The sequence below is a fragment of the Erythrobacter sp. genome, assembly GCF_024305245.1.
Classification (GTDB): Bacteria; Pseudomonadota; Alphaproteobacteria; order Sphingomonadales; family Sphingomonadaceae; genus Erythrobacter.
This window is the reverse complement of the sequence record NZ_JAMWYX010000004.1, coordinates 325,797-350,408: the sequence shown is the minus strand read 5'-3', so window position 1 is coordinate 350,408 and position 24,612 is coordinate 325,797. Positions and strand designations below refer to the sequence as shown.

29 protein-coding genes are annotated in these 24,612 nt (G+C 65.1%); 14 read left to right on the top strand and 15 right to left on the bottom strand.

Annotation, left to right across the window (positions count from 1 at the left end):
• Window positions 1-78: 78 nt before the first annotated feature.
• From dut to Q0L48_RS08415, 4 genes are all read right to left on the bottom strand, one after another.
• Complete coding sequence (gene dut / locus Q0L48_RS08430) at window positions 79-537, bottom strand: dUTP diphosphatase (RefSeq protein ID WP_296719588.1); 459 nt, start codon at window positions 535-537, stop codon at window positions 79-81.
• Window positions 534-2,207, bottom strand: a complete 1,674-nt coding sequence (locus tag Q0L48_RS08425; RefSeq protein WP_296719586.1) for a phosphopantothenate--cysteine ligase family flavoprotein — start codon at window positions 2,205-2,207, stop codon at window positions 534-536. Before Q0L48_RS08425 ends, dut begins: the two co-directional genes overlap by 4 nt.
• A gap of 194 nt (window positions 2,208-2,401) precedes the next feature.
• Window positions 2,402-3,958, bottom strand: coding sequence for a 2-polyprenylphenol 6-hydroxylase (gene ubiB / locus Q0L48_RS08420; protein ID WP_296719585.1), 1,557 nt, complete (start codon window positions 3,956-3,958; stop codon window positions 2,402-2,404).
• Between the two features lie 4 nt (window positions 3,959-3,962).
• Window positions 3,963-4,718 carry a class I SAM-dependent methyltransferase gene (locus Q0L48_RS08415; protein ID WP_296719583.1) on the bottom strand — a complete coding sequence of 252 codons (756 nt, stop codon included), beginning with the start codon at window positions 4,716-4,718 and terminating at the stop codon, window positions 3,963-3,965.
• 71 nt (window positions 4,719-4,789) lie between these two features.
• Here Q0L48_RS08415 and mutM point away from each other — a divergent pair, with 71 nt between their 5' ends.
• From mutM to Q0L48_RS08385, 6 genes are all read left to right on the top strand, one after another.
• Window positions 4,790-5,605, top strand: coding sequence for a bifunctional DNA-formamidopyrimidine glycosylase/DNA-(apurinic or apyrimidinic site) lyase (gene mutM, locus Q0L48_RS08410; RefSeq protein WP_296719581.1), 816 nt, complete (start codon window positions 4,790-4,792; stop codon window positions 5,603-5,605).
• Window positions 5,606-5,861: 256 nt separating this feature from the next.
• Window positions 5,862-6,122 (top strand): 30S ribosomal protein S20, encoded by a 261-nt coding sequence (rpsT, locus tag Q0L48_RS08405; RefSeq protein ID WP_054119570.1) that lies wholly within the window; start codon window positions 5,862-5,864, stop codon window positions 6,120-6,122.
• Between the two features lie 512 nt (window positions 6,123-6,634).
• Window positions 6,635-8,038: a chromosomal replication initiator protein DnaA gene (dnaA, locus tag Q0L48_RS08400; protein ID WP_296719715.1), complete on the top strand. Its 1,404-nt coding sequence runs from the start codon at window positions 6,635-6,637 to the stop codon at window positions 8,036-8,038.
• A 112-nt stretch (window positions 8,039-8,150) separates the two neighbouring features.
• Window positions 8,151-8,579 carry a DUF983 domain-containing protein gene (locus Q0L48_RS08395; RefSeq protein WP_296719575.1) on the top strand — a complete coding sequence of 143 codons (429 nt, stop codon included), beginning with the start codon at window positions 8,151-8,153 and terminating at the stop codon, window positions 8,577-8,579.
• Window positions 8,576-9,352, top strand: coding sequence for a HesA/MoeB/ThiF family protein (locus Q0L48_RS08390; protein ID WP_296719573.1), 777 nt, complete (start codon window positions 8,576-8,578; stop codon window positions 9,350-9,352). The genes Q0L48_RS08395 and Q0L48_RS08390 overlap by 4 nt, the downstream gene beginning before the upstream one ends.
• A 111-nt stretch (window positions 9,353-9,463) precedes the next feature.
• Window positions 9,464-9,745: a hypothetical protein gene (locus tag Q0L48_RS08385; RefSeq protein ID WP_296719570.1), complete on the top strand. Its 282-nt coding sequence runs from the start codon at window positions 9,464-9,466 to the stop codon at window positions 9,743-9,745.
• A gap of 9 nt (window positions 9,746-9,754) precedes the next feature.
• Here Q0L48_RS08385 and Q0L48_RS08380 read toward each other — a convergent pair whose 3' ends face one another.
• Window positions 9,755-10,237 (bottom strand): hypothetical protein, encoded by a 483-nt coding sequence (locus Q0L48_RS08380; protein WP_296719567.1) that lies wholly within the window; start codon window positions 10,235-10,237, stop codon window positions 9,755-9,757.
• A gap of 41 nt (window positions 10,238-10,278) precedes the next feature.
• The gene (locus Q0L48_RS08375) at window positions 10,279-10,980 is read right to left on the bottom strand and encodes an NAD-dependent deacylase (RefSeq protein WP_296719564.1); all 702 of its coding nucleotides are present in this window, start codon (window positions 10,978-10,980) and stop codon (window positions 10,279-10,281) included.
• 34 nt (window positions 10,981-11,014) lie between these two features.
• Between Q0L48_RS08375 and dapB the strand changes: the two genes are divergently transcribed.
• The 4 genes from dapB (at window position 11,015) to Q0L48_RS08355 (ending at window position 13,471) form a co-directional block, all read left to right on the top strand.
• Window positions 11,015-11,749, top strand: a complete 735-nt coding sequence (dapB, locus tag Q0L48_RS08370) for a 4-hydroxy-tetrahydrodipicolinate reductase (protein WP_296719561.1) — start codon at window positions 11,015-11,017, stop codon at window positions 11,747-11,749.
• 24 nt (window positions 11,750-11,773) lie between these two features.
• Complete coding sequence (gene nth / locus Q0L48_RS08365; RefSeq protein WP_296719560.1) at window positions 11,774-12,436, top strand: endonuclease III; 663 nt, start codon at window positions 11,774-11,776, stop codon at window positions 12,434-12,436.
• Window positions 12,437-12,485: 49 nt separating this feature from the next.
• Window positions 12,486-12,893, top strand: coding sequence for a hypothetical protein (locus Q0L48_RS08360; protein ID WP_296719558.1), 408 nt, complete (start codon window positions 12,486-12,488; stop codon window positions 12,891-12,893).
• 110 nt (window positions 12,894-13,003) lie between these two features.
• Window positions 13,004-13,471: a hypothetical protein gene (locus tag Q0L48_RS08355; protein WP_296719554.1), complete on the top strand. Its 468-nt coding sequence runs from the start codon at window positions 13,004-13,006 to the stop codon at window positions 13,469-13,471.
• Between the two features lie 13 nt (window positions 13,472-13,484).
• Here the strand turns inward: Q0L48_RS08355 and Q0L48_RS08350 are convergent, their stop codons facing one another.
• Window positions 13,485-14,720 carry a dicarboxylate/amino acid:cation symporter gene (locus Q0L48_RS08350; RefSeq protein ID WP_296719551.1) on the bottom strand — a complete coding sequence of 412 codons (1,236 nt, stop codon included), beginning with the start codon at window positions 14,718-14,720 and terminating at the stop codon, window positions 13,485-13,487.
• Window positions 14,717-15,898 carry a succinyl-diaminopimelate desuccinylase gene (gene dapE / locus Q0L48_RS08345; RefSeq protein ID WP_296719549.1) on the bottom strand — a complete coding sequence of 394 codons (1,182 nt, stop codon included), beginning with the start codon at window positions 15,896-15,898 and terminating at the stop codon, window positions 14,717-14,719. Before dapE ends, Q0L48_RS08350 begins: the two co-directional genes overlap by 4 nt.
• A gap of 29 nt (window positions 15,899-15,927) precedes the next feature.
• Between dapE and Q0L48_RS08340 the strand changes: the two genes are divergently transcribed.
• Entirely contained in the window at window positions 15,928-16,395 is a 468-nt protein-coding gene (locus Q0L48_RS08340; protein ID WP_296719546.1) for a cupin domain-containing protein, read from the top strand.
• Window positions 16,396-16,426: 31 nt separating this feature from the next.
• Entirely contained in the window at window positions 16,427-17,038 is a 612-nt protein-coding gene (locus Q0L48_RS08335) for a LysE family translocator (RefSeq protein ID WP_296719544.1), read from the top strand.
• 12 nt (window positions 17,039-17,050) lie between these two features.
• Here the strand turns inward: Q0L48_RS08335 and Q0L48_RS08330 are convergent, their stop codons facing one another.
• Together Q0L48_RS08330 and Q0L48_RS08325 are read right to left on the bottom strand one after the other, a co-directional pair.
• Window positions 17,051-17,929 (bottom strand): S1/P1 nuclease, encoded by an 879-nt coding sequence (locus tag Q0L48_RS08330; protein WP_296719541.1) that lies wholly within the window; start codon window positions 17,927-17,929, stop codon window positions 17,051-17,053.
• Window positions 17,926-18,588, bottom strand: a complete 663-nt coding sequence (locus Q0L48_RS08325) for a glutathione S-transferase family protein (protein ID WP_296719539.1) — start codon at window positions 18,586-18,588, stop codon at window positions 17,926-17,928. The genes Q0L48_RS08330 and Q0L48_RS08325 overlap by 4 nt, the downstream gene beginning before the upstream one ends.
• Before the next feature lie 109 nt (window positions 18,589-18,697).
• Between Q0L48_RS08325 and Q0L48_RS08320 the strand changes: the two genes are divergently transcribed.
• On the top strand, window positions 18,698-19,117 hold the full coding sequence (locus tag Q0L48_RS08320) for a VOC family protein (RefSeq protein ID WP_296719533.1): 420 nt from the start codon (window positions 18,698-18,700) through the stop codon (window positions 19,115-19,117).
• 159 nt (window positions 19,118-19,276) lie between these two features.
• Here Q0L48_RS08320 and Q0L48_RS08315 read toward each other — a convergent pair whose 3' ends face one another.
• From Q0L48_RS08315 to Q0L48_RS08295, 5 genes are all read right to left on the bottom strand, one after another.
• Window positions 19,277-19,588, bottom strand: a complete 312-nt coding sequence (locus Q0L48_RS08315; protein ID WP_296718639.1) for a GIY-YIG nuclease family protein — start codon at window positions 19,586-19,588, stop codon at window positions 19,277-19,279.
• Window positions 19,589-19,866: 278 nt separating this feature from the next.
• Entirely contained in the window at window positions 19,867-21,048 is a 1,182-nt protein-coding gene (locus Q0L48_RS08310) for an acetyl-CoA C-acyltransferase (protein WP_296719531.1), read from the bottom strand.
• A 48-nt stretch (window positions 21,049-21,096) separates the two neighbouring features.
• A complete protein-coding gene (locus Q0L48_RS08305; RefSeq protein ID WP_296719528.1) occupies window positions 21,097-21,546 on the bottom strand; it encodes a MaoC family dehydratase in 450 nt (149 codons plus the stop codon).
• A gap of 114 nt (window positions 21,547-21,660) precedes the next feature.
• Window positions 21,661-23,043 carry a DUF5935 domain-containing protein gene (locus tag Q0L48_RS08300; protein ID WP_296719526.1) on the bottom strand — a complete coding sequence of 461 codons (1,383 nt, stop codon included), beginning with the start codon at window positions 23,041-23,043 and terminating at the stop codon, window positions 21,661-21,663.
• A complete protein-coding gene (locus Q0L48_RS08295) occupies window positions 23,040-23,246 on the bottom strand; it encodes a hypothetical protein (RefSeq protein WP_296719523.1) in 207 nt (68 codons plus the stop codon). The genes Q0L48_RS08300 and Q0L48_RS08295 overlap by 4 nt, the downstream gene beginning before the upstream one ends.
• Window positions 23,247-23,338: 92 nt before the next feature.
• On the opposite strand from Q0L48_RS08295, the gene Q0L48_RS08290 reads away from it, so the two are divergent.
• Window positions 23,339-24,610 (top strand): TIGR04063 family PEP-CTERM/XrtA system glycosyltransferase, encoded by a 1,272-nt coding sequence (locus tag Q0L48_RS08290; RefSeq protein WP_296719521.1) that lies wholly within the window; start codon window positions 23,339-23,341, stop codon window positions 24,608-24,610.
• The last annotated feature ends 2 nt before the right edge of the window (window positions 24,611-24,612 follow it).

Genomic DNA, 24,612 nt, shown 5'->3' with positions numbered 1-24,612 from the left:
CTGCAACAGACCCTTGGACGGGAAAAAGAAGGCGGCGCCAGGGGATCGGCGCCGCCTTTTTTGTTGTCCGGCACAAATCTAAAGCTGCGCGTGTCCGCCGGTCGAGCCGAAACCGCCCTCGCCCCGCTCGGTCGCGTCCAGTTCCGCGACTTCATCCCACGCCGCCTGCACCACCGGGGCGAGCACCAGCTGCGCCACCCGGTCGCCGCGCGCAATCGCGAAAGGCTCGCTGCCGAGGTTGATCAGGATCACCTTCAATTCGCCGCGATAATCGCTGTCGATCGTGCCGGGCGTGTTAGGCACAGTGATGCCGTGCTTGAGCGCCAGACCAGAGCGCGGGCGCACCTGAATTTCATAGCCTGCGGGGATCGCCACTGCGAGGCCGGTCGCGACCGCGTGACGCTCGCCCGGCGCGATCGTCACCTCCTCGGCGCTGACCACGTCCATTCCTGCCGCGCCCGATGTGGCATAGGCAGGCAGCGGCAGAGCTGCGCCATGCGGCAGGCGCTTGATTTCAACCTTCACAGCCGAACTCACTCCGCTGCCTCGACGTTGAGCGTCGCCGCGATCCGTTCGGCCAAAGCCATGGCCACCGCGCTCTTGGGCATTTCGTCGAGCGTTTCGATCCCGTCGGCGCTGCAGATGTGAACCCGGTTCATGTCGCCGCCCATCACGTCGCCCGAAACGTCGTTCGCCACGATCCAGTCGCAGCCCTTCCGCTTGCGTTTTTGTTTGGCGTTGTCGATCACGTTGTCGGTCTCGGCGGCAAAGCCGATCACCAGTTCGGGCCGCTTGCTGCCAGCCGAGATATTCGCGAGGATATCCGGGTTTTCCGTGAGCATCAGCGCAGGCGGAGCCGAGCCGCGCTTCTTGATCTTCTCGCCGCGATATTCCTTGGGCCGCCAATCGGCCACCGCAGCGACCATCACCGCGACATGGGCGGGCAGCGCGTGCTTGACGGCCTTCGCCATATCGTCGGCGCTTTCGACATCGATGCGCGTCACGCCCGCAGGCGTGCGCAGCGCAACCGGCCCCGACACCAGCGTGACCTTGGCCCCCAGCGCGGCGGCTGCGGCGGCGATGGCAAAGCCCTGCTTCCCGCTGGAGCGGTTGGCGATGTAGCGCACCGGATCGATCGCTTCCCACGTCGGCCCGGCGGTGACGAGCACGTGGCGACCGGACAGCGGACGATGCCCGGCGGACAGGCCGAAATCGGCGCCTTCGGGCACATCGCCAAGGATGGTCTCGACTTCGTCCGGCACTTCGGGCGCCAGCACTTCGGGCGCGCTCTTGCGCGGGTCGACCTTGTGGTTGATCGCTTCGGCATCGATCGGGGGCGCGGCATTGGCAGCGCCCTTCTTGGCCAGCAATGGCCCGCCAAGATCCGGGGCGAATTCGGGCGCGGGTTCCTCGGGCGGTGGCAGATCGCCGTCTTCGGGCTCAGGCAAGTCCTGATATTCGGCCTCGATATCCGCGTGGGTGCGCTTGGCGGTGGAACGCGGGATGATCCGCGACAGCAGGCCGCCAAGCCCGCCGCCGCTGGCAGGGGCGCTGCCGCTTGCGCTGTCGTCCTCGGGCTCGTCCTCGGGCTCGAGCGCTTCGACCTCGATGTCCTGCCGGTCATTGGCTGGGATCCGCGTGGATTCGGGCTCGGGCACGTCCAGCCCGAACTGCGCCGCAATCGCCTGCCAGATCGCCTCGGGCTCGGGCAGCCGGCCATAGCCGAATTCGCCGCAGGCCATCGGGCCTTCATCCGGATGCAGCACAGTGACGCCCGCAGACAGCAGCATGTCGATGTTGCGCTGGGTCGCTTCGTGTTCCCACATCCGCACGTTCATGGCAGGCACGGCCATCACCGGCTTGTCGGTGGCGAGGATCAGCGTGGTGGCCAGATCATCGGCAATCCCGTTCGCCATCTTGGCGATGAGATCGGCGGTCGCCGGGCAGACCACCACCAGATCCGCCTCACGCGACAGCTGGATGTGCCCCATCTCGGCCTCGTTCTTGAGGTCGAACAGGTTGGTATAGACCTGGTTCTCGCTCAACGCGGCCAGCGCCATCGGGGTGACGAATTGCTGCCCGCCCTTGGTGACGACGCAGGTCACATCGCCGCCACCCTTGCGGATCAGGCGCACCAGTTCGCACGCTTTGTAGGCCGCGATGCCGCCGCCCACGACCAGAAGGATGCGCGGGAACCTGCCCGTCATCGCCTGCCTCCGCCGTGCATGCCGATCAGTGTCATCTGTTCGAACAACTCCCATGCCGGGGATCGAAAATACCGCCGGCAATCCATCCTAGACGCGCTCCGTCCCTGCGCCAAGCAGCGCGGGTGTAGTCCTGGCGCGCAGATTGGGCGCGCCGTGGTTAAGATTGCGCTTACATCGGCGCAACCGCTTTTGCCTTATCCGATCCATCCTGTGGCCATCGCACCCAGAACCGCGCCCGCGCCCGCAAGTCCTGCAACCAGATAGCCAAGCCAGCCGCCTCCCTCGCGCCTGTCGGTGATCAGCGCAATCGGGGCCAGCGGCGGAGCTTCAGGGGCGCCGCCCTTGGGCGGGAATTTCTCTTCAAGCCGCCGGATCAGGCCGGGCAGACGAAACAGCGTTTCGGTATCCTGCTTGATGCGTTCTGCCAGCGCCGCTTCGGGGCCGAGTTCGTCGCGAATCCAGCTGCGCACGTACGGCGCGGCGGTATCCCACATGTTGATATCGGGATTGAGCTGGGTGGCGATGCCTTCGACCATCACCATCGTCTTTTGCAGAAGCAGCAGATGCGGCTGGGTCTGCATGTCGAAATCGCGGGTTATCGCGAACAGCCCGTCGAGCATCTGGCCAACGCTGAGTTCCTTCACCGGCTTGCCGCGCATCGGCTCGCCCACGGCGCGCAATGCGGTCGCGAATTCGCCGACCGAGTGGTAGCTGGGCACATATTGCGCCTCGAAATGAATCTCGGCCACGCGCTGGTAATTGCCGGTCGTCAGCCCGTAGAGAATCTCCGCCAGCCATTGCCGCGCGCGCCGGTCGATCCGGCCCATGATCCCGAAATCGATCGCGACGATGGTGCCGTCATCCTCCACGAACAGGTTGCCCTGGTGCATATCGGCATGGAAGAAACCGGCGCTGATCGCCTGCGTCAGGAAGCTGATGACCAGCTTTTCGGACAGCGCAGCCAGATCATGCCCGCGTGCCTGCAGCTCATCGATCCGGCTGATCTTGATCCCGTCGATCCACTCGATCGTCAGCACCCGGCCATTGGTGCGATCCCAGTCGATGCCGGGGATGCGGTAACCGGGCACGCCCGCCATCTGCTCGGCCAGCTCGCTGGCGGAAGCCGCTTCGCGCCGCAGATCGAGTTCGGAATTGGTCCAGCGCTTGAAATTGGCGATGGTCAGGCGCGGGCGCAGACGGCTTGCCTCGCCGCCCATCGCCTCGACATGCGCGGCGGCCCACTCATAGGTCTGGATATCGCGCGCGAACTTCTCGCGGATGCCGGGACGCAGCACCTTGATCGCGACCTTGCGGCCATCGATGGTGACACCCTTGTGGACTTGCGCAATCGATGCCGCGCCGACCGGATCGGGATCGATTTCGGCGAACAGCTTTTCGATCGGCTGGCCGAAGCTGCCCTCGATCGCTTTTTTGATCTCGGCGAAGGGCACCGGCGGCAGGCTGTCCTGCAGGCTGAGGAGGTTGTTCGCCGCCTCGTCGCCCACCAGATCGGGCCGCGTGGCGAGGCTCTGCCCCAGCTTGATCGCGGCCGGGCCGATTGCGCGGAAGGCCGCTGCATATTCGCGCGGGCCGTTCTTGCCTGTCAGCGTCGCCAGCCGCGCCAGCCGCACCAGACGGCGCAACGCTGCAGGGGCGTTGGGATCATTCTCGATCCCCACCAGCGCACGCCTGCGGGCAAGCGTAACCCCCCAGCGCGAAAGACGGATCAGGTGGACAACAGACGATGTCACAGGGTCAGATCTTCCACCCCGAATGGATCGCCACCAGCCCGCCCATGATCGGTTCGAACCTGGTGTTGGCGAAGCCTGCCTCGCGGATCATCGCCTCGAACGCGGGCATGGGCGGAAACTTGCGGATCGATTCGGCCAGATAACGGTACGAATCCGCGTCGCCTGCGATCATTTGCCCCATGCGCGGCAGCAGGTGTTCGGAATAGATATCATAGGCCTCTTTCAGGCCCGCCCATTCGACGGTCGAGAATTCGAGGCAGAAGAACCGGCCGCCGGGCTTGAGCACGCGGTGCGCCTCGGCCAGCGCGCGGTCGATATGGGTGACGTTGCGGATGCCGAAAGCGATGGTGTAGGCATCGAAGGTGCTCGCCGGAAAGCTGACGGTTTCGGCGTTCTGGCAGGTGAACACCAAGCTGCCGTCTTCCTCGCCAAGCCCGCGGTCCAACGCGCGTTCGGCGCCCACGTCCAGCATGTCCTGATTGATGTCGGCCACAGTGATGTGTGCGCCGCGTTCCGCCATGCGAAAGGCAATGTCGCCGGTGCCGCCCGCCATATCGAGGATCTGTTCGCCCGCCTGCGGCTTCACCCGCTTGACGAAGCGGTCCTTCCACAAACGGTGCATCCCGCCCGACATCGCATCGTTCATGATGTCGTACTTGCGCGCCACGCTGGTGAAGACCTCGCCAACCTTGCGGGTCTTTTCCTCGGGGCTCACCTGCGTGTAGCCGAAGGATACGGTGTCATCAGTGCTGCTGGTCATGCCCGGCTCCCTAGAGGCAATTGAGCCCTGCGCAAAGGGTGTTAGAGGATACCCTATGTGCGAACTTTGCAATGCCTGAACTTCCCGAAGTCGAAACAACGGTGCGGGGCCTCGCCCGGTTCCTTGAAGGCGAGCGAATCACGCGCGTCCATCTCAATCGCGCCAACCTGCGCCGCCCCTTCCCGGCCGATCTGGTGCAGGTGATGACCGGCGCGACCGTGACCGGTCTGACGCGGCGGGCCAAATACGGCCTGATTCATCTGGACCGCGATGCGACGATGATCTTCCACCTGGGCATGAGCGGGCGCTGGCGGATCGATCCCGAAACCCCCGACACGCATGATCACCTGCTGCTGGAGACCGAGGCGCACCGCTTTGCGCTGTGCGATCCGCGCCGGTTCGGTTCGGTCGATCTGGTGGACACAGGCGCGCTCGACAACTGGCCGCAATTCGCCGCGCTCGGCCCCGAACCGCTCGGCCCCGGCCTCACGCCCGCGCATCTGAAATCCGCGCTCAAGGGCAAGGTGCAATCGATCAAGCTGTGCCTGCTCGACCAGCGGATCGTGGCCGGCCTCGGCAATATTTATGTGTGCGAAGCGCTGTGGCGCGCGGGCATCCGTCCGACCAAGACTGCGGGCAAGGTGACTGGGCCGCAGTTGGCGCGGCTGGTGCCCGCAATCGTCGCGGTGCTCGAAGCATCGATCCGCGACGGCGGCTCGACCTTGCGCGACTATGCCCGGCCCGACGGCGAGCTCGGCTATTTCGCCAGCAGCTTCGACGTCTATGGGCGGACAGACGAGGCCTGCCGCCGCGACGACGGCGGCATGATCCAGCGGATCGCGCAAGGCGGGCGCAGCACGTGGTTCTGTCCGATATGCCAGCGTTGATTTCGCACCAGCCTTCCGCTGGCGCGTCCTCGGCGCTGCTCCTTCGCTGCGCTACGGGCGCCTGCGGGCGGGCAGTCGCCCTCGCGGCGTTTTCAAAGCCGTGTGGGAGAATCGTTGACCTTCGGGGCAGTTCTGACTATGCGCGCTGCTTTCCGGCGGTAGGGCCATACGTCCGCTCGCCCACTTTCGAGCAAACCGTCACCAATTCCACGGCTGCCTCAAGCAGCCCGAACCAAACGCGAGACAGACACGAATTATGGCCAACACGCCGCAAGCCAAGAAGCGCATCCGTCGCAACACCGCCCGTGCCGAGATCAACGGCGCGCGCATCAGCCGCATCCGCAGCTTCGTGAAGAAGGTCGAATCGGCCTGCGAAGCGGGCGACAAGGAAGCGGCTGCCGCTGCTCTCAAGGCCGCGCAGCCCGAAATGGCCCGCGGCGTTGCGCGCGGCGTGATGCACAAGAACACCGTGGCCCGTAAGCTGTCGCGTCTGACGCGCCGAGTCGCCACGCTCTGATTCGTTTTTCGCACGATCCGTGACCTCGGATTAGGGGTGCATGCGGGTTGTCAGCGGTCGGAATTCGGCAAGAGGCCGCGCTGGTTCAGCGCGGCCTTTTTCGTTTGTGACAATTGCGGCAGACGCAATGCTGACAAATGTCAGGATTTTCCACGATTCGCGCGTCCGAAACTGTGTTTTCTTATACAAAACAACAACATGAACGCACGTCTGCGGGGTAGCGCCGAGTCAACAGGAATATTTCACTTTTTTTAAAACTGCGCGCTTGCGCAAATGTGCAGAGCGCCCTTAACTCAGGCCTCACCCGGGGCGGGACAGCCCAGGTTCAAACAGACTGGTCGAATAGGGGCTCTTCGAAACACGCGTTTCGAAGGACGCGTCGTTGTGACTTGTGGGGCAATAAGAATGCGGCTGCGGACTACGGTTACGCAGCGCCAAAGCGGATTGGGGAATAGCTTGTGCACAGGATCGACAAGGCGCGGAACACGCGCCGCCCTGCGGATGATGATCTGATGGAAGACTCCGAAGCGGTGAATCTGGCCGCAGACTGGTCCGACATCAGTCAGGGGCTGCGCAAGGATCTGGGCCATCAGTTGCACAGCCAGTGGATCAAGCCGATCCAGCTTGGCAGCCTCAACCGCGATACCGGCTCGCTCGACCTTTACCTCCCTACCGAATTTTCGGCGAACTGGGTGCGCGACCGGTTCCATGACCGGCTGCAGCTGGCATGGAAGATCGCCCGCAACGAAGTGCGGATGGTCAACATCATGGTCCATCCGGGCCGCCGCCAATTGCCCGACCTGCGCCTCGACGACGGACGCCGCCCCGCCAATGACGGGGCGAGCACCCTTGCGGTCGCAGCCGGGACGATGTCGGATTCGGGCTTTACCTCATCGGTCGGGCTCGATCCCTCGCTGACCTTCGCCGCGTTCGTCACGGGCGAGGCGAATATTCTCGCCTGCAACGCCGCGCAGCGCATGGCCGCATTGGAACAGCCGCAATTCTCGCCGCTCTACCTTAAGGCGGCGACCGGACAGGGCAAGACCCACCTGATGCACGCGATCGGCCATGCCTATCTGCAGGCCCACCCGCGTGCACGCATCTTCTACTGTTCGGCCGAACGCTTCATGGTCGAATTCGTGCAGGCGCTGAAATCGAGCCAGACGATCGAATTCAAGGCGCGGCTGCGCAGCTTCGATCTGCTGCTGGTGGATGATATCCAGTTCATCATCGGCAAGGCGAGCGCGCAGGAAGAACTGCTCTACACCATCGATGCGCTGCTGGCCGAGGGCAAGCGGCTGGTGTTCGCCGCCGACCGCGCCCCGCAGGCGCTCGACGGGGTCGAACCGCGCCTGCTCTCGCGCCTCTCGATGGGTCTGGTGGCCGATATCCAGCCCGCCGACATCGAACTGCGCAAGAAGATCCTGGTGTCCAAGCTGGTGCGCTTTGCCCCGCTGGACGTGCCGGCCGATGTGGTCGAATTCCTCGCCCGCACCATCACCCGCAATATCCGCGAGCTGGTCGGCGGGCTGAACAAGCTGATCGCCTATGCGCAGCTGACGGGCCAGGAAGTGTCGCTGCAACTCGCAGAGGAACAGCTGACCGATATTCTGTCGGCCAACCGCCGCCGGATCACGATCGACGAGATCCAGCGCACGGTCTGCCATTTCTACCGCATCGATCGCGCCGAAATGAGCAGCAAGCGCCGCGCCCGCGCTGTGGTGCGGCCGCGTCAGGTGGCGATGTATCTGTCCAAGGTGCTGACCCCGCGCAGCTACCCCGAAATCGGGCGCAAGTTCGGCGGGCGCGATCATTCCACCGTGATCCACGCGGTGCGCCTGATCGAAGACCTGCGCACCCGCGATGCCGACATGGACGGCGACGTGCGCAGCCTGCTGCGCCAGCTGGAGAGCTGAGGGCGCAAGCGGCCGTTTCGCTCCTGTTCGAGACAAGCCATGCCCCGCACTTTCGACAGGCTGATCCACAGCCCTGTCGACAGGCGGCGCACAGGTTGTAAACAGCCTGTCCATGCCGTCTCAACCGCTTTCTCCCGACCAGATCGACCTGCCCGCCGGGTGGCTTCCCGCGCTGGTGCGCGGCGCGAAGGGGCAGTGCCCGCGCTGCGGCGCGGCGGCGCTGTTCCGCGCCTGGCTCAAGCCGGTCGATGCCTGCCCGCATTGCCGGCAGGACTGGTCGGTGCAGCAGGCCGATGATTTCCCCGCCTATATCGGCATCTTCGTGGTCGGCCACCTGCTCGCACCCGTCGTGATCGCGATGATCGGCACCTTCGCAATGTCCGCCTGGGCCACGCTGGCGATCATCCTGCCGCTGGCGGTGGTGATGCTGCTGGTCACGCTGCAACCGACCAAGGGCGCGGTGATCGGGTTCCTGTGGTGGCACGGCATCGGGGCATTCCGGCAGGAACGGCGGGTGGCAGAGCCGAGGGACGAACCATGAGCGTGCCCCCGCCTTTGTCACCGGCCCGGCTCGACCGGTTCGCCCGCCATATCGTGCTGCCCGAAGTCGGCGGCGCGGGTCAGGTCAAGCTGGCGGCGAGCCATGTCGCGATCATCGGACTGGGCGGGATCGGCAGCCCGGCGCTGCAATACCTTGCGGCGAGCGGGATCGGAAAGCTCACGCTGGTCGATGACGATGTGGTCGATACATCGAACCTCCAGCGCCAGACGATCTTCACCACCCGCGATGTGGGCTACGGCAAGGCGGTGTCGGCGCGGCGCTGGCTCGCCAATTTCGACGATACGCTGAGCGTGGATGTATCCGATACGCGGATCACCCCCGGCAACGCGGCGGGCCTGATCGCAGGCGCGGATCTGGTGCTCGACGGCACCGACAATTTCGCCACCCGCCTCGCCGTATCGGATGCCTGCGTGGCGGCGGGGATCCCGCTGCTCTCGGCCGCGGTGGGCCGGTTTCAGGGGCAGGTCGCGGCCTTTGCGGGGCATGTGCGGGGGCAGCCATGCTATCGCTGCTTCGTCGGCGACGCCTTCGATGCCGAGGATTGCGATACCTGCGCCGACGACGGGATGCTGGGCGCGATGGCCGGGTGGGCGGGCAGCCTCGCCGCCCTGCAAGCGATCAAGGTGCTGCTGTCGGGGGTGAGCGGATTGGGCGATCCGGGATGGGGGCGGCTGCACATCCTCGACGGGCTGGCGCCGGGAATGCGCACCATCCGCATTGTCGAGGATTCGACCTGCAAGACCTGCGCATAACGGCTCGTCCCGTCGCGGAGCCGCCACGGCGCGGCACGTAATCCGTTGCCCGGCGGAACATTCCCGAGCCTGCCGGGCTGATTGAGCACCTAGCAAAAGGAGGCTTGATCGATGAATTTCAATTTCGAATGGGATATCGTCATGACCCTCGCGCTGTTCACGATCGGGACTGTGCTGGTCTACGCCGTGGTTTCGTTGCTGCGCACCAAGAAGGCGCAGGATCACCACGATGACGCGGCGGTGGCAAAGCGCGAACGCCAGCAACTCGCGGAGGGAAAAAGCGACGTTCGCCCGACCACGCCGCACGAGGAGATGAAGGACGATTCCGGACGCAGCTGGAGCAAGGAGCGCGGCGCGAACCCGCCGACGCCGACGAAGCTCCCGCCCGATTAAGGTGCCAGTTCAGTCCTTTTCGAACCATCGCTGACGCTTGCGCGCAGCGTTGATCCTGTCGAGCTCAGAAGGCCGATCCGCTTCAGGATCGGGGCGGCAGGTGGTGGCGCTTCCTTCGGTTTCGCAAATCCTGCCCAAGCTGTCTCGTCCCTCCTTGGGCGTGTAAAGCATCAGATAGAACAGCGCCGCGCAGGTCGGCAATGCGCCGATCAACATCACAAGGCCCAGCCAGAATCGCAGTCCGCCGCGCGCCCGGTCCATTATCGCACCGGGGGCGAGCGTACCGGATGCCGCTGGCTGACGCATGCGCCGCAGGCCGCCCATCATTGCGCCCCCGCCGATCATCGCGACGACAAAAGGGGCCGCGACCAGCGCGACAAAGCTGTAGAACAGCATGTGGCCATCGAAGCGGCAGCCGCCGATCAGGCATCCGCCCCAGTACAGGGCAAGATAGCCATAGGGCAGCCCCAGCACGGCAAGCAGGATCATCATCCAGCGGGACATCGCCTGACAATAGCCCGGCATGGTTAAAGTCAGGTGTTCAACACCGCATCCACCCATTCGGGCACCAGCACGCTGGCCGGGCCGAGGCGGGTTTCGTCGAACAGCCGCGATCCCTCGCTCGGTTCAAGATTGAGTTCCAGCGTGCGCGCCCCGCTGCTGCGCGCCTCGGCCACAAACCCCGCCGCCGGATAGACCGCGCCCGAAGTGCCGATGCTGACGAACAGATCGCAGGCCTCGAGCGCCTGATATATCCGGCCCATCTGATACGGCATCTCGCCGAACCACACGATATCGGGGCGCAGCGTCGGCGCGCGGCACACCGGGCACGGGGGGCGCTCCTGCATCGCTGCATCCCAGCGCGAACGGGTCTCGCACGATGTGCACAGCGCGCTCCTGAGTTCGCCGTGCATATGCAGCACCCGCGCGGCGCCGCCGCGTTCGTGCAGATCGTCGACATTCTGTGTCACCAGCAGCAACTCGCCCGCAAACTCGCGCTCCAGCCGCGCCAATGCGATGTGCGCCGGGTTCGGCTCCGCCCGCGCCAGCGCAGCGCGCCGCATGTCGTAGAACCCCAGCACCAGATCGGGGTTGCGGGCGAAGCCTTCGGGCGTGGCGACGTCCTCGATCCGGTGCTGTTCCCACAGGCCTCCGGCTGCACGAAAGGTGTCGATCCCGCTCTCTGCGGAAATGCCTGCGCCTGTCAGGATGACGATGCGTTTAATCTCTGCCATGACGCCTTCAAGCACGGGGCATAAAGGCAAGGCAATGGCACGGATCAAATTCGGGGTGATCGGACACAAGGGCCGGATGGGGCAGGCGCTGGAGGCTGCGATTGCGGACGCAGGGCACGAATTGTGCATCGGCGTGGATGCGGGCGGGAACATCGGTCCGCACGCCGCGCAGTGCGATGTGCTGGTCGATTTCTCCGCGCCCGAAGCTCTGGCCGCCAATCTCGGCGCGGCGCGGGTGGCGGGCATTCCGATCGTGGTCGGCACCACCGGCCTTGGCGAGGCGGAGTTCGTGCTGCTGGCCGATGCGGCCAAGGCCGTGCCGGTGCTGCAATCGGGCAATTTCTCGCTCGGCGTCACGCTGATGGCGCATCTGGTGCGCGAAGCGGCGGCACGGCTCGGGCCGGACTGGGATATCGAGGTGCTGGAGATGCATCACCGGCTGAAAGTCGATGCGCCGTCGGGCACTGCCAAGCTGCTGGGCGAAGCGGCGGCAGAGGCGCGCGGGATCGCGCTGAGCGACAACATGGAGAGCGGGCGTCACGGCATGACCGGCGCGCGGCGCGAGGGCGCCATCGGCTTCGCCACACTGCGCGGCGGCACAGTGGCGGGCGAGCACAGCGTGATCTTCGCCGGGCCGGAGGAACGCCTGACGATCTCGCACTCGGCCGAAAACCGCATGATTTTCGCGCGCGGAGCGGTGAAGGCGGCGACATGGCTGACGGGCAAGCCTGCTGGACGCTACACCATGAACGATATGCTGGGGCTGTGACGCAAGGCGGATGACCCCAAGACTATGACCAAAGACCAGATCTTCGAATTCTTCCGCCGTCTGGCCGAGGATAACCCCTCCCCCCAGACCGAGCTGGAATATGGCAATGCCTACCAGTTGCTGGTGGCCGTGACGCTATCGGCGCAAGCGACCGATGTGGGGGTGAACAAGGCGACCCGCGCACTGTTCGCCAAGGTCGCCACGCCGCAACAGATGGTCGATCTTGGCGAGGAAGGCCTGAAGGCGCACATCAAGACCATCGGCCTGTTCAATTCCAAGGCCAGGAACGTGATCGCATTGAGCCGTATTCTGGTGGACGAACATGGCGGCGAGGTTCCTGACACCCGCGACGCGCTTACCCGCCTGCCCGGCGTCGGGCGCAAGACCGCGAACGTGGTGCTCAATTGCTGGTTCGGGCAGGAAACCTTCGCGGTCGATACCCACATCTTCCGCGTCGGCAACCGCACCGGCATGGCCAAGGGCAAGACCCCCGAAGCGGTCGAAGCCAAGCTGGAGAAACGCGTGCCCCAGCCGTTCCGCCGCGATTCGCACCACTGGATGATCCTGCACGGCCGCTATGTCTGCAAGGCGCGCACCCCTGAGTGCTGGCGCTGCACGGTCGTTGATCTATGCAGCTATCGCAAGAAGGTGTTACACGATCCGCGTGGGGGCAAACACAGCGACTGACGCTGGCCGGTGAGCGCAGCGTTTCGCCGACGGAAGGATGCCCGAACCCATGCGAACACCATTGTCCCTGATCGCCCTGACCCTGCTGGCCGCAGGATGCGCACCGGTCGAGCGTGACCCTGATGCCGATCCGGCAGCCGGAGCGCCGACGGTCAGAGTAGTGGGCGAGGCGAAGTCCTGCATCAACCGCAACCAGATCCGCCAGACCCGCGTGCAAACCGATCAGGTCATCGATTTCGAGATGCGCGGCGGCGATACCTATCGCAGCATCCTGCCCAATCGCTGCCCCGGCCTCGCGATCGAACGGTCCTTCACCTACAACACCAGCATCGACCAGTTGTGCAGCGCGGAGATCATCTACGTGCTGCAAAACATCGGCGGCGTGCCGCAGCGTGGGGCAGGATGCGGATTGGGCCGGTTCGAGCCGGTCGAATATGTGGAGGATGGCGGGAGCTGAGCCGCACCAGACCTCGCCTGGTTCATTGCGCATTAAGCGAATTTCTGTTTACCTTCATGCCGTTGCGTGATCGGGCCCGTTCCCGAGAGTGCGCGGGCAAGGAGGGTCGCATGGGACGCGGATCGTGGCTGTTCGGAGCAGGTGCGTTGCTGGCTGTGGGGGGAAGTGTCGTCGCGGCCAACGCCGCTGCCGGAAAGTGGGCGGATTCGCCGACCCCTCTCACAACCCTGCTGATGCAGCATGACGCGCCCGTCGATTTTATGGTCTCCGGCGAGCCGAAAGCTTGCATCGGTACCAGCAACGCGTCCTATCTCGTCATCAACGACCGGCAGGTCCTGTTCGAGCGTCAGGGCAAGGTCTTCGTCAACGATCTTGCCAAGCGATGCCCCGGTCTGCGCCGCGAGCGTGAAGACGGTGTTCCCGGCATCAGTGCCGTCAACACGACGATCTGCGCTGGTCAAGCGATCAGGCTGAACTACGATCGCGGTTCGGGACCAGCTCTTTGCCTGCTCGGCGAATTTGTCCCTGTCCAGGTCGCGGCCACCGGCAGCGCGGACGCTGCGCCGCAAACCGAGTAGATCTCAAACTTGCCTAGACGTCGTCCGCACTGACCAGTTCCGCCCGGTCGAGTTCGCCCGTCAGGCTGGCCACGGTCACCGCCACGGCGGCATCCCCGGTGATATTGGTGGTGGTGCGCATCATGTCCATGATCCGGTCGACGCCCGCGACGAAGGCGATGGTTTCCAGCGGCACGTTCACCGCGCTGAACACCAGCGCCATCATGATCAGTCCCGCGCCCGGAATGCCCGCCGCGCCGACTGCGCCGAGCGTGCCAAGCAGCGCGATCATGCCGTAATCGCCCCAGCTCAGGTCCACCCCGAAAATCTGCGCGCCGAACAAGGTCGCGAGGCCGAGATACATCGCGGTGCCGTTCATGTTCACCGTCGCGCCAAGGCTGATTACGAAGCTGGCGACAGATTTCGACACGCCGAGGTTGCGCTCGGCACAGCGCAAGGTGACCGGCAGCGTCGCGTTGGAGCTGGCGGTGGAATAGCTGACGGCAATCGCATCGATCATGCCGCGGAAGAACCCGATCAGCGGCACCTTGGCGATAAATTTGATCATCGCGCCGTAAATCAGCGCAATGATCAGGAAACAGCCGAGATAGTTGAGGAACACCAACTTGCCCAGCGCTGCGAGCGCATCGAAGCCGAGCGTGCCTGCCACCCAGGCCATCAGCGCGAAGACACCGAACGGGGTAAGCTCCATCACGATCATGGTGACTTTCTGCATTACCACGCTGCCGCTTTCGAAGATCTTGAGCGCGGGCTCGCCATCGTCCTTGGCCATCAGGATGCCGATCCCGATCAGCAGCGAGAACACGATCAGCGGCAGCACGTTGACGTCTGCCATCACCTGCACCGGACTTTGCGGGATCATGCCCAGCACCATCTCGCGCCAGCTGGTTTCGGCCGGAGCGGGCGGCGCGCCGATGGTCAGCGCGGAGGTATCCACGCCGAGGCCGGGCGCGATCAGCGTACCTAGCATCAGGCCGAGCCACACCGACATCTGCCCGGTCACCACGAACAATAGCATCGCCCGCCAGCCGACGGAGCCGAGCTTGCGCAGATCGCCGATGCTGGCAACGCCAGCGACCAGGCTGAAGAAGATCAGCGGCACCACCAGCATCTTGATGAAGGCGACGAACACATCGCCGATGATCTTGATGCTTTCCGCCCCCGGCCCCCACAACCGCCCGACAATGATGCCGAGGATCAGCGCCGCGATGACGCGTTGCCACAGGGGGATGCGCAGCCAGGTGCTCAAATCAATGTCCTTGCGTTGGCGCCCAAGGGGCGCGGGCCTTCTTCAAGCGCCAGAGCGGCGCGCGCGATGCGGGTATAGATGCGGGCCAGCACGGCAAGATCGGGGATCGCCACCGCCTCGTCGCGCTTGTGCATGGTCGCGTTGCACAGCCCGAATTCGATCACCGGGCACAGGTCGCGCAGAAACCGCGCGTCCGACGTGCCGCCGCTGGTGGAGAGTTCGGGGGTTATGCCGGTCTCGGCCTCGACCGCAGCCGAAACCATCGCGGAGAACGCGCCCGGCTCGGTCAGGAACGGCTCGCCCGAAATCACCGGCCGCGCGTGCCCGCCATGCTGTTCGGCAATTGCCATGACGCGTTCGGACAGGCTCGTCCCGGTGTGCAGATCGTTGAAGCGGATCGAGATGCGCGCCTGCCCCTGCGCCGGGATCACGTTATGCGCACGGTTGGGGGCAGTGATTTCGGTGATTTCGAGATTGGACGGCTGGAACCACGCCGTGCCGGTATCGAGCGTGAGCGCGTCCAACTCATTGAGGATCGCCACCAGTTTGGGCAGCGGATTATCGGCGAGGTGCGGATAGGCGACGTGGCCCTGCGTGCCGTCCGCCGTGATGAAGATGTTGACCGAGCCGCGCCGCCCGATCTTGACCATGTCGCCAAGGCGGTTGACCGAAGTGGGCTCGCCGACAAGGCACAGATCGGGCGCGTGCCCTTCGGCAGCCATGTAATCGATCAGCGCGCGGGTGCCGTGCAGCGCCGGGCCTTCCTCGTCACCGGTGATGATGAAGCTGATTGTGCCCGCTTCGGCAGGCACCTCGGCAACGGCGGCGACCATCGCGGCAATCGCGCCCTTCATGTCCACCGCACCGCGCCCGTGCAGCAGTTCCCCGCGCACTTGCGGCACAAAGGGATCGCTGCCCCAGCCCTCGCCCGGAGGGACGACATCGAGGTGTCCGGCAAACGCGAAGTGCCTCGATCCGGGCGGTCCGGCGCGCAGGGCGAACAGGTTTTCGACCGGAGCCTCATCCGAACCCACCGGCCCCTCGCCGCGAATGAAGCGGTGCACCGCGAACCCGAGCGGCGCGAGCATCGCTTCCAATTCATCGAACACCGCGCCGGTCGCGGGCGTCACGGAAGGCGCGGCAATCAGGCGCTTGGCAAGGTCGAGCGGATCGAGCATTCCTGCGGGCCTAGCAGGAGTTGCCGCCAATGCCCAAGCTCGATCTTGATGCCATTCCCCAGACCAATGCGACCGGGTATCCTGCGCCTTTCGATGCGGCAGTTGCAGGGCGGTGGTGGCGAAGGCTTGCTCCGCCAGCGGGGCTGACACTGATGGGCGCAAGCCACATGGTGCTGGAGCCGGGCGCTTTTTCCTCGCAACGTCACTGGCACCGGGGGCAGGATGAATTGGTGGTGATGCTGTCAGGCGAAGCAGTGCTGATCGATGATGGCGGCGAAACCCCGGTGCGCGCGGGCGATGTGCTGGGCTTCCCCGCAGGGGTGCCGGATGGCCATCATTTGCACAATCGTTCAGATACGCCCTGCACCTTCGTTGCGATCAGCGCGGGCGGCCGCGAGGCCGATAGCGGGGAATATTCCGACATCGACATGGTGTTCGGCCCAGATGGCTATGCACGGAAGGACGGAACGGCCTACGCCAGCAAGCGGCTGCCCTGAGGCGGGACCGGTGTAGCGGGGAACTGGCGACATGATGGATATTGCCGGATTTGCCCTTGCCGTCTTGCTGATCGAGCTGACACCGGGGCCGAATATGGGTTGGCTGGTGGCGCTCACCCTCGCTGACGGCAAGCGCGCAGGGCTTGCGGCGATCAGCGGGATTGCACTGGGGCTTGCGGGCAATGCCGCGCTCAGCGTGGTGGCCGCCAGCTTCATCCTTGCGCAGGATGCGGCGCTGGCGCAGGTCATGTCGGTGCTGGCAGCCGCGATGATGGGGTGGCTCGCGTGGCAGGCGTGGCGCATGTCGGGCAATGCTTCGGCTATGGCGATACCGCGCGCCGTGACCCGGCCCAACTTCTTCGCCGGGCTGGTCATCAACCTGCTCAACCCCAAGTCCGCGCTGTTCTTCATCACGGTGATGCCGCAGTTTGTCGCTGGTGGTCAGCCCAGCCTGCCGCAAGGGCTGACGATGGCCGCGATCAGCGTCAGCATAGCTACCGCAGTCCATCTGGCGCTGGTGCTAGGCGCAGGACGGATGCGTCCGTTCCTGCTGGCCCGAAATCGAGCCACTCTCGTGCGGCGGGTGCTGGCAGTGGGGATGGTGGGCGTGGCGCTGTGGTTCCTCGCCAAGGCGTCTGGTTGACGATGGCAGTGCCTAGCGCTGCCGTTCCTCCACCACCAGTGGCCCCGGCGCGAAGGCGCTTTCGAGCAGATCGGCGATGCGGATGCCTGCTTGCTGCACCCGCCGCTTGGCGATCGGCACCCCGGCGACGATGTCTTCCTGGCTGAGCGCGGTTTCCCCGGGCAGCGGCGCGGCGCACACGTCTTCGCTGTCGAAGGCGGTGGGGTAGACGAAGCCGCGTGCGATCTCCCAGCTTTCGCGGCCCCAGTCATCGGGCGCGCCGCCGCCAAGGTCGGCGCGTTCGGCAGGCGTATAGCGCCGCACCACCGGATCGGCGGGGTCGCTGATCGCGCGTTCGGCCAGCGCGCCGTCCCAGATGGAATGCAGGTTCAGCCCCGGCTTGATCCCGTAGGCCGCCGTTCTGTCGTTCCCGCCGCGATCCTCGTTGTCGCCCGAATGCAGCGGCATGTGCACGTCGCCTGCAAAATGCACCATGAAGGCCAGCGCCTCCAGCCGGATCGCGGCGGGCAGGCTTTCATCGGCAAGAATGCGGTGCGCCCGCGTGATCTGTGCGGTGACGCAGTTGCCGCCGGAGCAATTCGCCCGCGGGTTGAATGCCTGACAGATCGGCGCGGTGCGGTAATGCCATGCGGCGGTATAGCCCCAGCGCCAGCCTTCGCGGCGCACGCAATCGGGCCACACGCTCGCATCCTCGATGCTTTTCAGCGGGCATTCCGGCGTGCCCAGCGCCTTTTCCGACCGCAGCAGCCGCGCGATCTTGGCGCGGGCTTCAGGCGAGATATTGGCCTCGGCGATTTCGGCGGTCTTGCGGTGGGCGTAGAAGCCCCACGCCTGCGCGGGCGCGGGCAGCATCACGATCAGCGCCAGCAGCGCGGCGATGGCGGCTCTCATGCGATTTGCTCGTATTGTTCGATCACCCATTGTTCGTCCTCGGCCGCGCCGGTCCATTCGCGCATCCAGTCATGTTCCGTAATCGCCTGCATGTAGGCCTGCGCAAAGCCCGGAACGGCGATGCCGTAGGTGGCGAAGCGGGTCACCACCGGAGCATAGAATATGTCGGCCGCGCCGAAGGTTCCGAACAGATAGGGGCCGGCATTGCCATAGCGCGCGCGAGCTTCGGCCCACAGGGTCAGAATGCGTACGATATCGTGGCGGGTCTGGTCGGACACGCCCGGCAGATCGACCCGGCGGCGGATGTTCATCGGCATTTCCTTGCGCAAGGCAACGTAGCCCGAGTGCATCTCCGCCACCATCGCGCGCGCCATCGCGCGGGCTGCCTCGTCACGCGGCCAGAACCGTTCGCGCCCGACCTTGTCGGCGAGGTATTCCAGAATCGCCAGGCTATCCCAGACCACCGCGTCGCCATCCCACAGGATCGGCACCTTGCCGCTGGAAGGCTGCACCTCGCCCATGTCGTGTTTGAGCCGGTCCCATTCCTCGCCCATGATCGGCACGGTCAGCTCGTCGAAATGCAGGCCCGATTGCTTGGCCGCGAGCCAGCCGCGCAAGCTCCAGCTCGAATAGTTCTTGTTGCCGATAATCAGCTTCATGGTCTGCGCTCCACCTTGCCAGACGGTTTGATGGGCTGCCGTAGATATTCACTCTGGCACTGTCGAGGCTGAACGGGCTATCGCAGGCGGGTAATCAGGAGTCTGCCGCATGAACCTGCCCCCGTTCCACCTCGCCTTCCCGGTCGATGATCTTGCCGCCGCGCGCGCGTTCTATGGCGAGGCGATGGGCTGCGCCGAGGGGCGCTCTTCGGCCGAGTGGATCGATTTCGACTTTCACGGCCACCAGATCGTCGCCCACCTCGCCCCGGGGCAGGCGGGCGACCGGGCCAACACCCATGTCGACGGCCACGGCGTGCCGGTGCCGCATTTCGGGCTGGTGCTGTCGATGGACAAGTGGGAGGCGCTGGCCGAACGCCTGCGCGCCGCCGGCACTGCCTTCGTGATCGAGCCGACCATCCGTTTCAAGGGCCAGCCGGGCGAACAGGCGACGATGTTCCTGCGCGACCCATCAGGCAACGCGCTGGAGTTCAAGGCCTTCGCCGATATGGGGCAATTGTTCGCAAGCTGAAACGCTGCCGTGCGTGCGGTGGTTCGGGGAATGCGGCGAAGTCGGGCTGATGAGCGCATGTCGGTCTTCGGGGTACGCGGGACAAAAGCCGCCGTTCGGCTATCGACCCCAACGTTCCCGTTCCCAAGTTCGTCGCCCCGTGCTTGACACGGGGCTTGGCTATTTTTGCTCCGGCGGCGGTGCGAACCATTGTTCCCAAAGATCGCCCCACTCCGGATTGTCTGCCTCGATCAGCGCAAATTTCCATTCACGTCGCCATTTCTTGACCAGCTTCTCCCGGGCAATTGCCTGTTCGATCTCTTCGTGGCGCTCGACATAGACCAGCCGGGTCTTCGCAAAATCAGCGACATGGCGCGAGCCCATCCCCTCGCGGTGCTGATACACGCGGGCCAAAGCATCCGAGGTGACGCCGACATACATCCCGCCGCGGTAGCGGTTCGCCACGATGTAGACCCAGCCGCCCTTCGCCATGATCCGGGTATCGCGGCAACGGCGACAAAAGAAAAGCCAAGCCCCGTGTCAAGCACGGGGCGACGGATCTTAAAGTGGCAACTTCCCACCCACTTCCCGCCATTCACCAGCGCCAGCCCTCTCCCCGAAAGCCGACGTTCTGCCGTACGCCAATCCGATACGCAAACGGCGCGGGAGTTGCCTCCCGCGCCGTCTGTTATCGGTAGTCGGCCCGGTTCAACCTGCGGTTGCGAAGCACAACCGCAGGTTGAACCGGTAGGCCGACGAAGACCCTTTCCTCAGAACACTTCGAACAGGCCTGCTGCGCCCATGCCGCCGCCGACGCACATGGTGACGACGACGTATTTCGCGCCGCGGCGCTTGCCTTCGATCAGAGCGTGGCCGGTGCAGCGCGCGCCGGTCATGCCGTAGGGGTGGCCGATCGAGATCGAGCCGCCGTTGACGTTGAGGATGTCGTTATCGATGCCCAGCTTGTCGCGGCAGTAGAGCACCTGCACCGCGAAGGCTTCGTTCAGCTCCCACAGCCCGATGTCGTCCATCTTGAGGCCGGTCTGCTTGAGCAGCTTGGGGATCGCGAAGACCGGGCCGATGCCCATTTCGTCAGGCTCGGTCCCGGCGACCGCCATGCCGACATAGCGGCCGAGCGGCTGCAGGCCCTTCTGTTCGGCCAGTTTGGCTTCCATCAGCACGCTGGCCGACGAACCATCCGACAGCTGCGAGGCGTTGCCCGCGGTGATGGTCATGCCCGGACCCATGACCGGCTGAAGGCTTTGCAGACCCTCCAGCGTGGTCGAGGGGCGGTTGCCTTCGTCCTTGGTGAGGGTGAATTCGTGCTGCGAGACTTCCTTCGTCTCCTTGTCCATCACGTTCATGGTGGTGGTGACGGACACGATTTCGTCGTCGAACTTGCCCGCTTCCTGTGCGGCTGCGGTGCGCATCTGCGATTGCAGGGCGTATTCATCCATTGCCTCGCGGCCGATATTATACCGCTTGGCCACCGTCTCGGCGGTGCCGAGCATCGGCATGTACACATCCTTGTGCATCGCGATCAGCGAACGATCGGGCGCGACGCGCATTTCGGGGGTCTGCACCATCGAGATGGAGTCCTGACCCCCGCCGACGACGATATCCATGTTGTCGACGATGATCTGCTTGGCTGCGGTGGCGATCGCCATCAGGCCGGACGAGCACTGGCGGTCGATGGTCTGGGCGGCGACGCCAACAGGGCAGCCGGCGCGCAAGGCGACCTGACGGGCGATATTGCCCGCCTGCGTGCCCTGGGTCAGCACCGTGCCCCATACGACATCGTCGATGGAGCCGGCTTCGATGCCCGCCCGCTCGATCGCGGGGGCAAGGCTGTAGGCGCCGAGCGTGGCGCCCGGCGTGGCGTTGAAGGCGCCCTTGTAAGCGCGCCCGATCGGCGTGCGGGCGGTGGAAACGATTACGGCGTCACGTGCCATGATGGGGGTATCCTTTATTCGATTGTGTGCGGGGGGAGTGCGCTGGCTTCAAACGAAGAACAGCGTCATCCATTCGCAAATCAGGGCGGGCTTGTCCTCGCCTTCGATCTCGATCGTGATTTCGACCGTCTGCTGCCACTGGCCGGGGCGCTTTTCGGCCATTTCGAGCAGTTTCCAGTGGCCGCGAATACGCTTGCCCGAACGGACGGGGGCGATGAAGCGGGTCTTGTTGCCGCCGTAGTTGACCGCCATCTTGATCCCGTCGACGCGCGGCATGTCGCTGTTGGCGGAGAGATAGGGGATCATCGACAGCGTCAGGAAACCATGCGCGATGGTGCCGCCGAACGGGGTCATCTTCGCCATGTCTTCGTTGACGTGGATGAACTGGTGATCACCGGTCGCCTCGGCGAACTGGTTGATGCGTTCCTGGTTCATTTCGGCCCATTCGCTGGTGCCGATATTCTCGCCGACCTTGGCGGCCAGTTCCTGCGGGGTCATAGGGCTCCTCCTTTTATGTCAAACGGCGGAAAATCCCGTGCCCGCCGCGCCTCTGTTGCGGGGGCTTCATGGCGCATCGACAGGGGGAGCGCAACGGCCCAGACTCGCAGCGCGCTATGCCGCTACGGCACCGCGTATCTTGCCGACAATCGCATCGCGCCGCCGGATGCTGCGATCATGCAGAAACCGCGCCGAATCGATCCGCGCGCAGTAGGAATTGAGCCCGATCTGCAGGCCGACCAGCATCAGCATCACCGGCTGATAGGCGATCCCCTGGAACAGAGCGCCGACGATGTAGATCAGCGCGCTCATCTGCAGCGCGGCGGCAAACGGGGCGATCCACGCTTCCTCCTCGGCCTCGGCCCCCTTCCAGCGGCGGTAGATCCGCTCCATCTGCCACAGCCCCAGCGCATGCAGCGTCAGCCAGATCAGCAGGCCCGGCCAACCCTGTTCGCCCAGCACCTCGAAAATCGCGGAATGGAACGCGCGGCCTTCGTCGACCACCTGGCTGTAGGTCACGCTGGTGGTGTTTCCGGACACTTCCTTGACCGGCATGACATAGGAAAAACGGTTGCCGCGATAGGAATCGAACCCGCCGCCGGTGGGGTTTTCGGCAACGTAATCCAGCGTCCATTGCCACACCGCCACACGCGTCGATGCGCTTTCGTCGCCGCCCGGTGCGGCCAGAGTCGCCATGCGGTTGTAATAGGATTGCGGCAGGAACGGCAGCGCGGCGAGGCCCAGCAATCCTGCTCCGGCGATAAACAGCAACCGCCGCTTCGTGTAACGCAGCAGCAGCACGCCCAGCGCGGCGATACACAGCAGCCCGGTGCGCGCCTCGGTGCCGATCGGCACCAGCAGGCAGGCGAAAGTCAGCGCGACTGCGAACCCCGTCAGCATCCAGTGCGGGCGGAACACAGTGCCGTAGCGGGTGAACCACCAGATCATCGGGATCAGCCCGATCGCGACCGTCGCCAGCGTCGAGCTTTCGTAGATGCCGCTATTGTCGTTGACGAAGAACTTGAGGTTTTCATACCCGCCGCCGCCCAGCACGGTCTTCATGCCGGTGCCGATCACGATGGTCGCCACCGCCAGCACCAGCATCAGCGCCAGCGCCTCGATCCGGGCGCGGGTGGTGAGAGTGAAGGGCAGAAAGATCGCGAACAGCAGCGCCTTCCACACCCAGTCCCACTTGGTCGCGGCCGGCTCGGGGAAATCGGCGTTGCCGGTGGTCCACCAGCAATAGGCCAGCAGCGTCAGCATCAGGCCTTGCCTGACCGAAAAGCGCGCGCCTTCCTTGCGGTCCAGCACCAGCCACCCGCCGAACGCCGCGCCGAACGCGATCAGCGACACCGGCAGGCTGGTGATCAGCGAGTAACCGATCCGCTGGGGGGCGAGGATATCGATATAGACATACAGCAGCACCCACAGGAACGGGCGCTTCAACCCCAGCAGCAGGAGGTAGAAAATAAAGGCGAGGAAGACGATATCGATCATTCGGGCTGCGCTTGGCCTTTGCCCGATTTCGCGCTGCGCGCCGCGCTCCGCCCTGCGGCGCTCGCGGCCTTGCGGTTCGCTGCCATGTCCGCATTCAACCGGTCCAGCAGCGGATCGACGTCCATATCCGGCCGCAGCACCAGCCGCAGCACCGCCATCGCCATGAGACCATGGCCAAGAGCAAGCGCGAAATAATCGATCATAGGGGCAAGGCTCCGAACCGCGGGCGGCAAGACTGCTTTACCGCCAGCCAGTTGACGCCGCGTTAAGCACAGTTGCGTTAAGTCACCGCCGCATGACCCGCATCCTCCACGTCCTCGATCATTCGCTGCCGCTGCACAGCGGATACACCTTCCGCACCCGCGCGATTCTGAAGGCGCAGCAGGGGCTGGGGCTGGAGGTGCGCGGGATCACCGGACAGCGCCACAATCTCGAAGCGCCGCAAATCCCCTCCCCCGAGGAAGCCGACGGGCTGATCTTCCACCGCACGCCGGGCTTGCCCTCAGGCCCGCCGCCGCTGCGCGAATTGGGCGAGGTGTCCGCGCTGGACAGCGCGATCCTTGCGGTTGCGCGAGAATGGCGGCCCGACATCATCCATGCCCATTCGCCCGCATTGTGCGGAGCCGCCGCCCAGCGCGCGGCCCGCGCACTCGGCATTCCGTTCGTCTACGAAATCCGCGCCTTCTGGGAAGATGCGGCGGTCGGCAACCTGTCGGGGACGGAGGGCAATCTGAAATACCGCCTGACCCGCGCGCTGGAAACGCGGGTGGTGCGGCAGGCGGATGCGGTGTTCACCATCTGCCACGGTCTGCGCGATGATCTGATTGCGCGCGGTATTGCGCCCGAACGGATCGGGATCATGCCCAACGGGGTCGATCTGTCGCTGTTCGGCGATCCGCGGCTGCGTGACGACGCGCTGGCATTGCAGCTCGGCATTGCGCCGGGCGCTCCGGTGATCGGCTATATCGGCAGCTTCTACGCTTACGAAGGAGTCGATGATCTGATCGCCGCGATGCCGCTGCTGCGCGCCGTGCACCCCGATGCGCGGCTGGTGCTGGTCGGCGCGGGGCCGATGGACGGCGCGTGGCGCGCTGCTGCCGCCGCCTTGCCCGAACCCGAAGCGGTGATCTTCACTGGCCGGGTGCCGCACGCCGAGGTGGAGCGTTATTACTCGCTGGTCGATATCCTCGCCTATCCGCGCAAGGCCCAGCGCCTGACCGATCTGGTTACCCCGCTGAAGCCGTTGGAGGCGATGGCGCAGCGCCGGCTGGTTGCAGCGTCGAGCGTGGGCGGCCACCGCGAACTGATCACCGACGGGGAAACCGGGTGCCTGTTCGCGCCCGATGATCCCGCTGCCTGCGCCGCCGCACTCACGCAGCTGATCGGTGCGCGCGAAACGTGGGACGCGACCAAGCAGCGCGCCGCCGCCCATGTGCGGGACCATCACGACTGGTCCGCCAATGCGCGAAATTATCTGTCTGTTTACCATCTCTTGCTAGCCAGAGAACAGCCCGGCCCGTTCGATTTCGATCGCGGCGCGGCGGGGCTTTATCGGAAAGCAGGGTAACA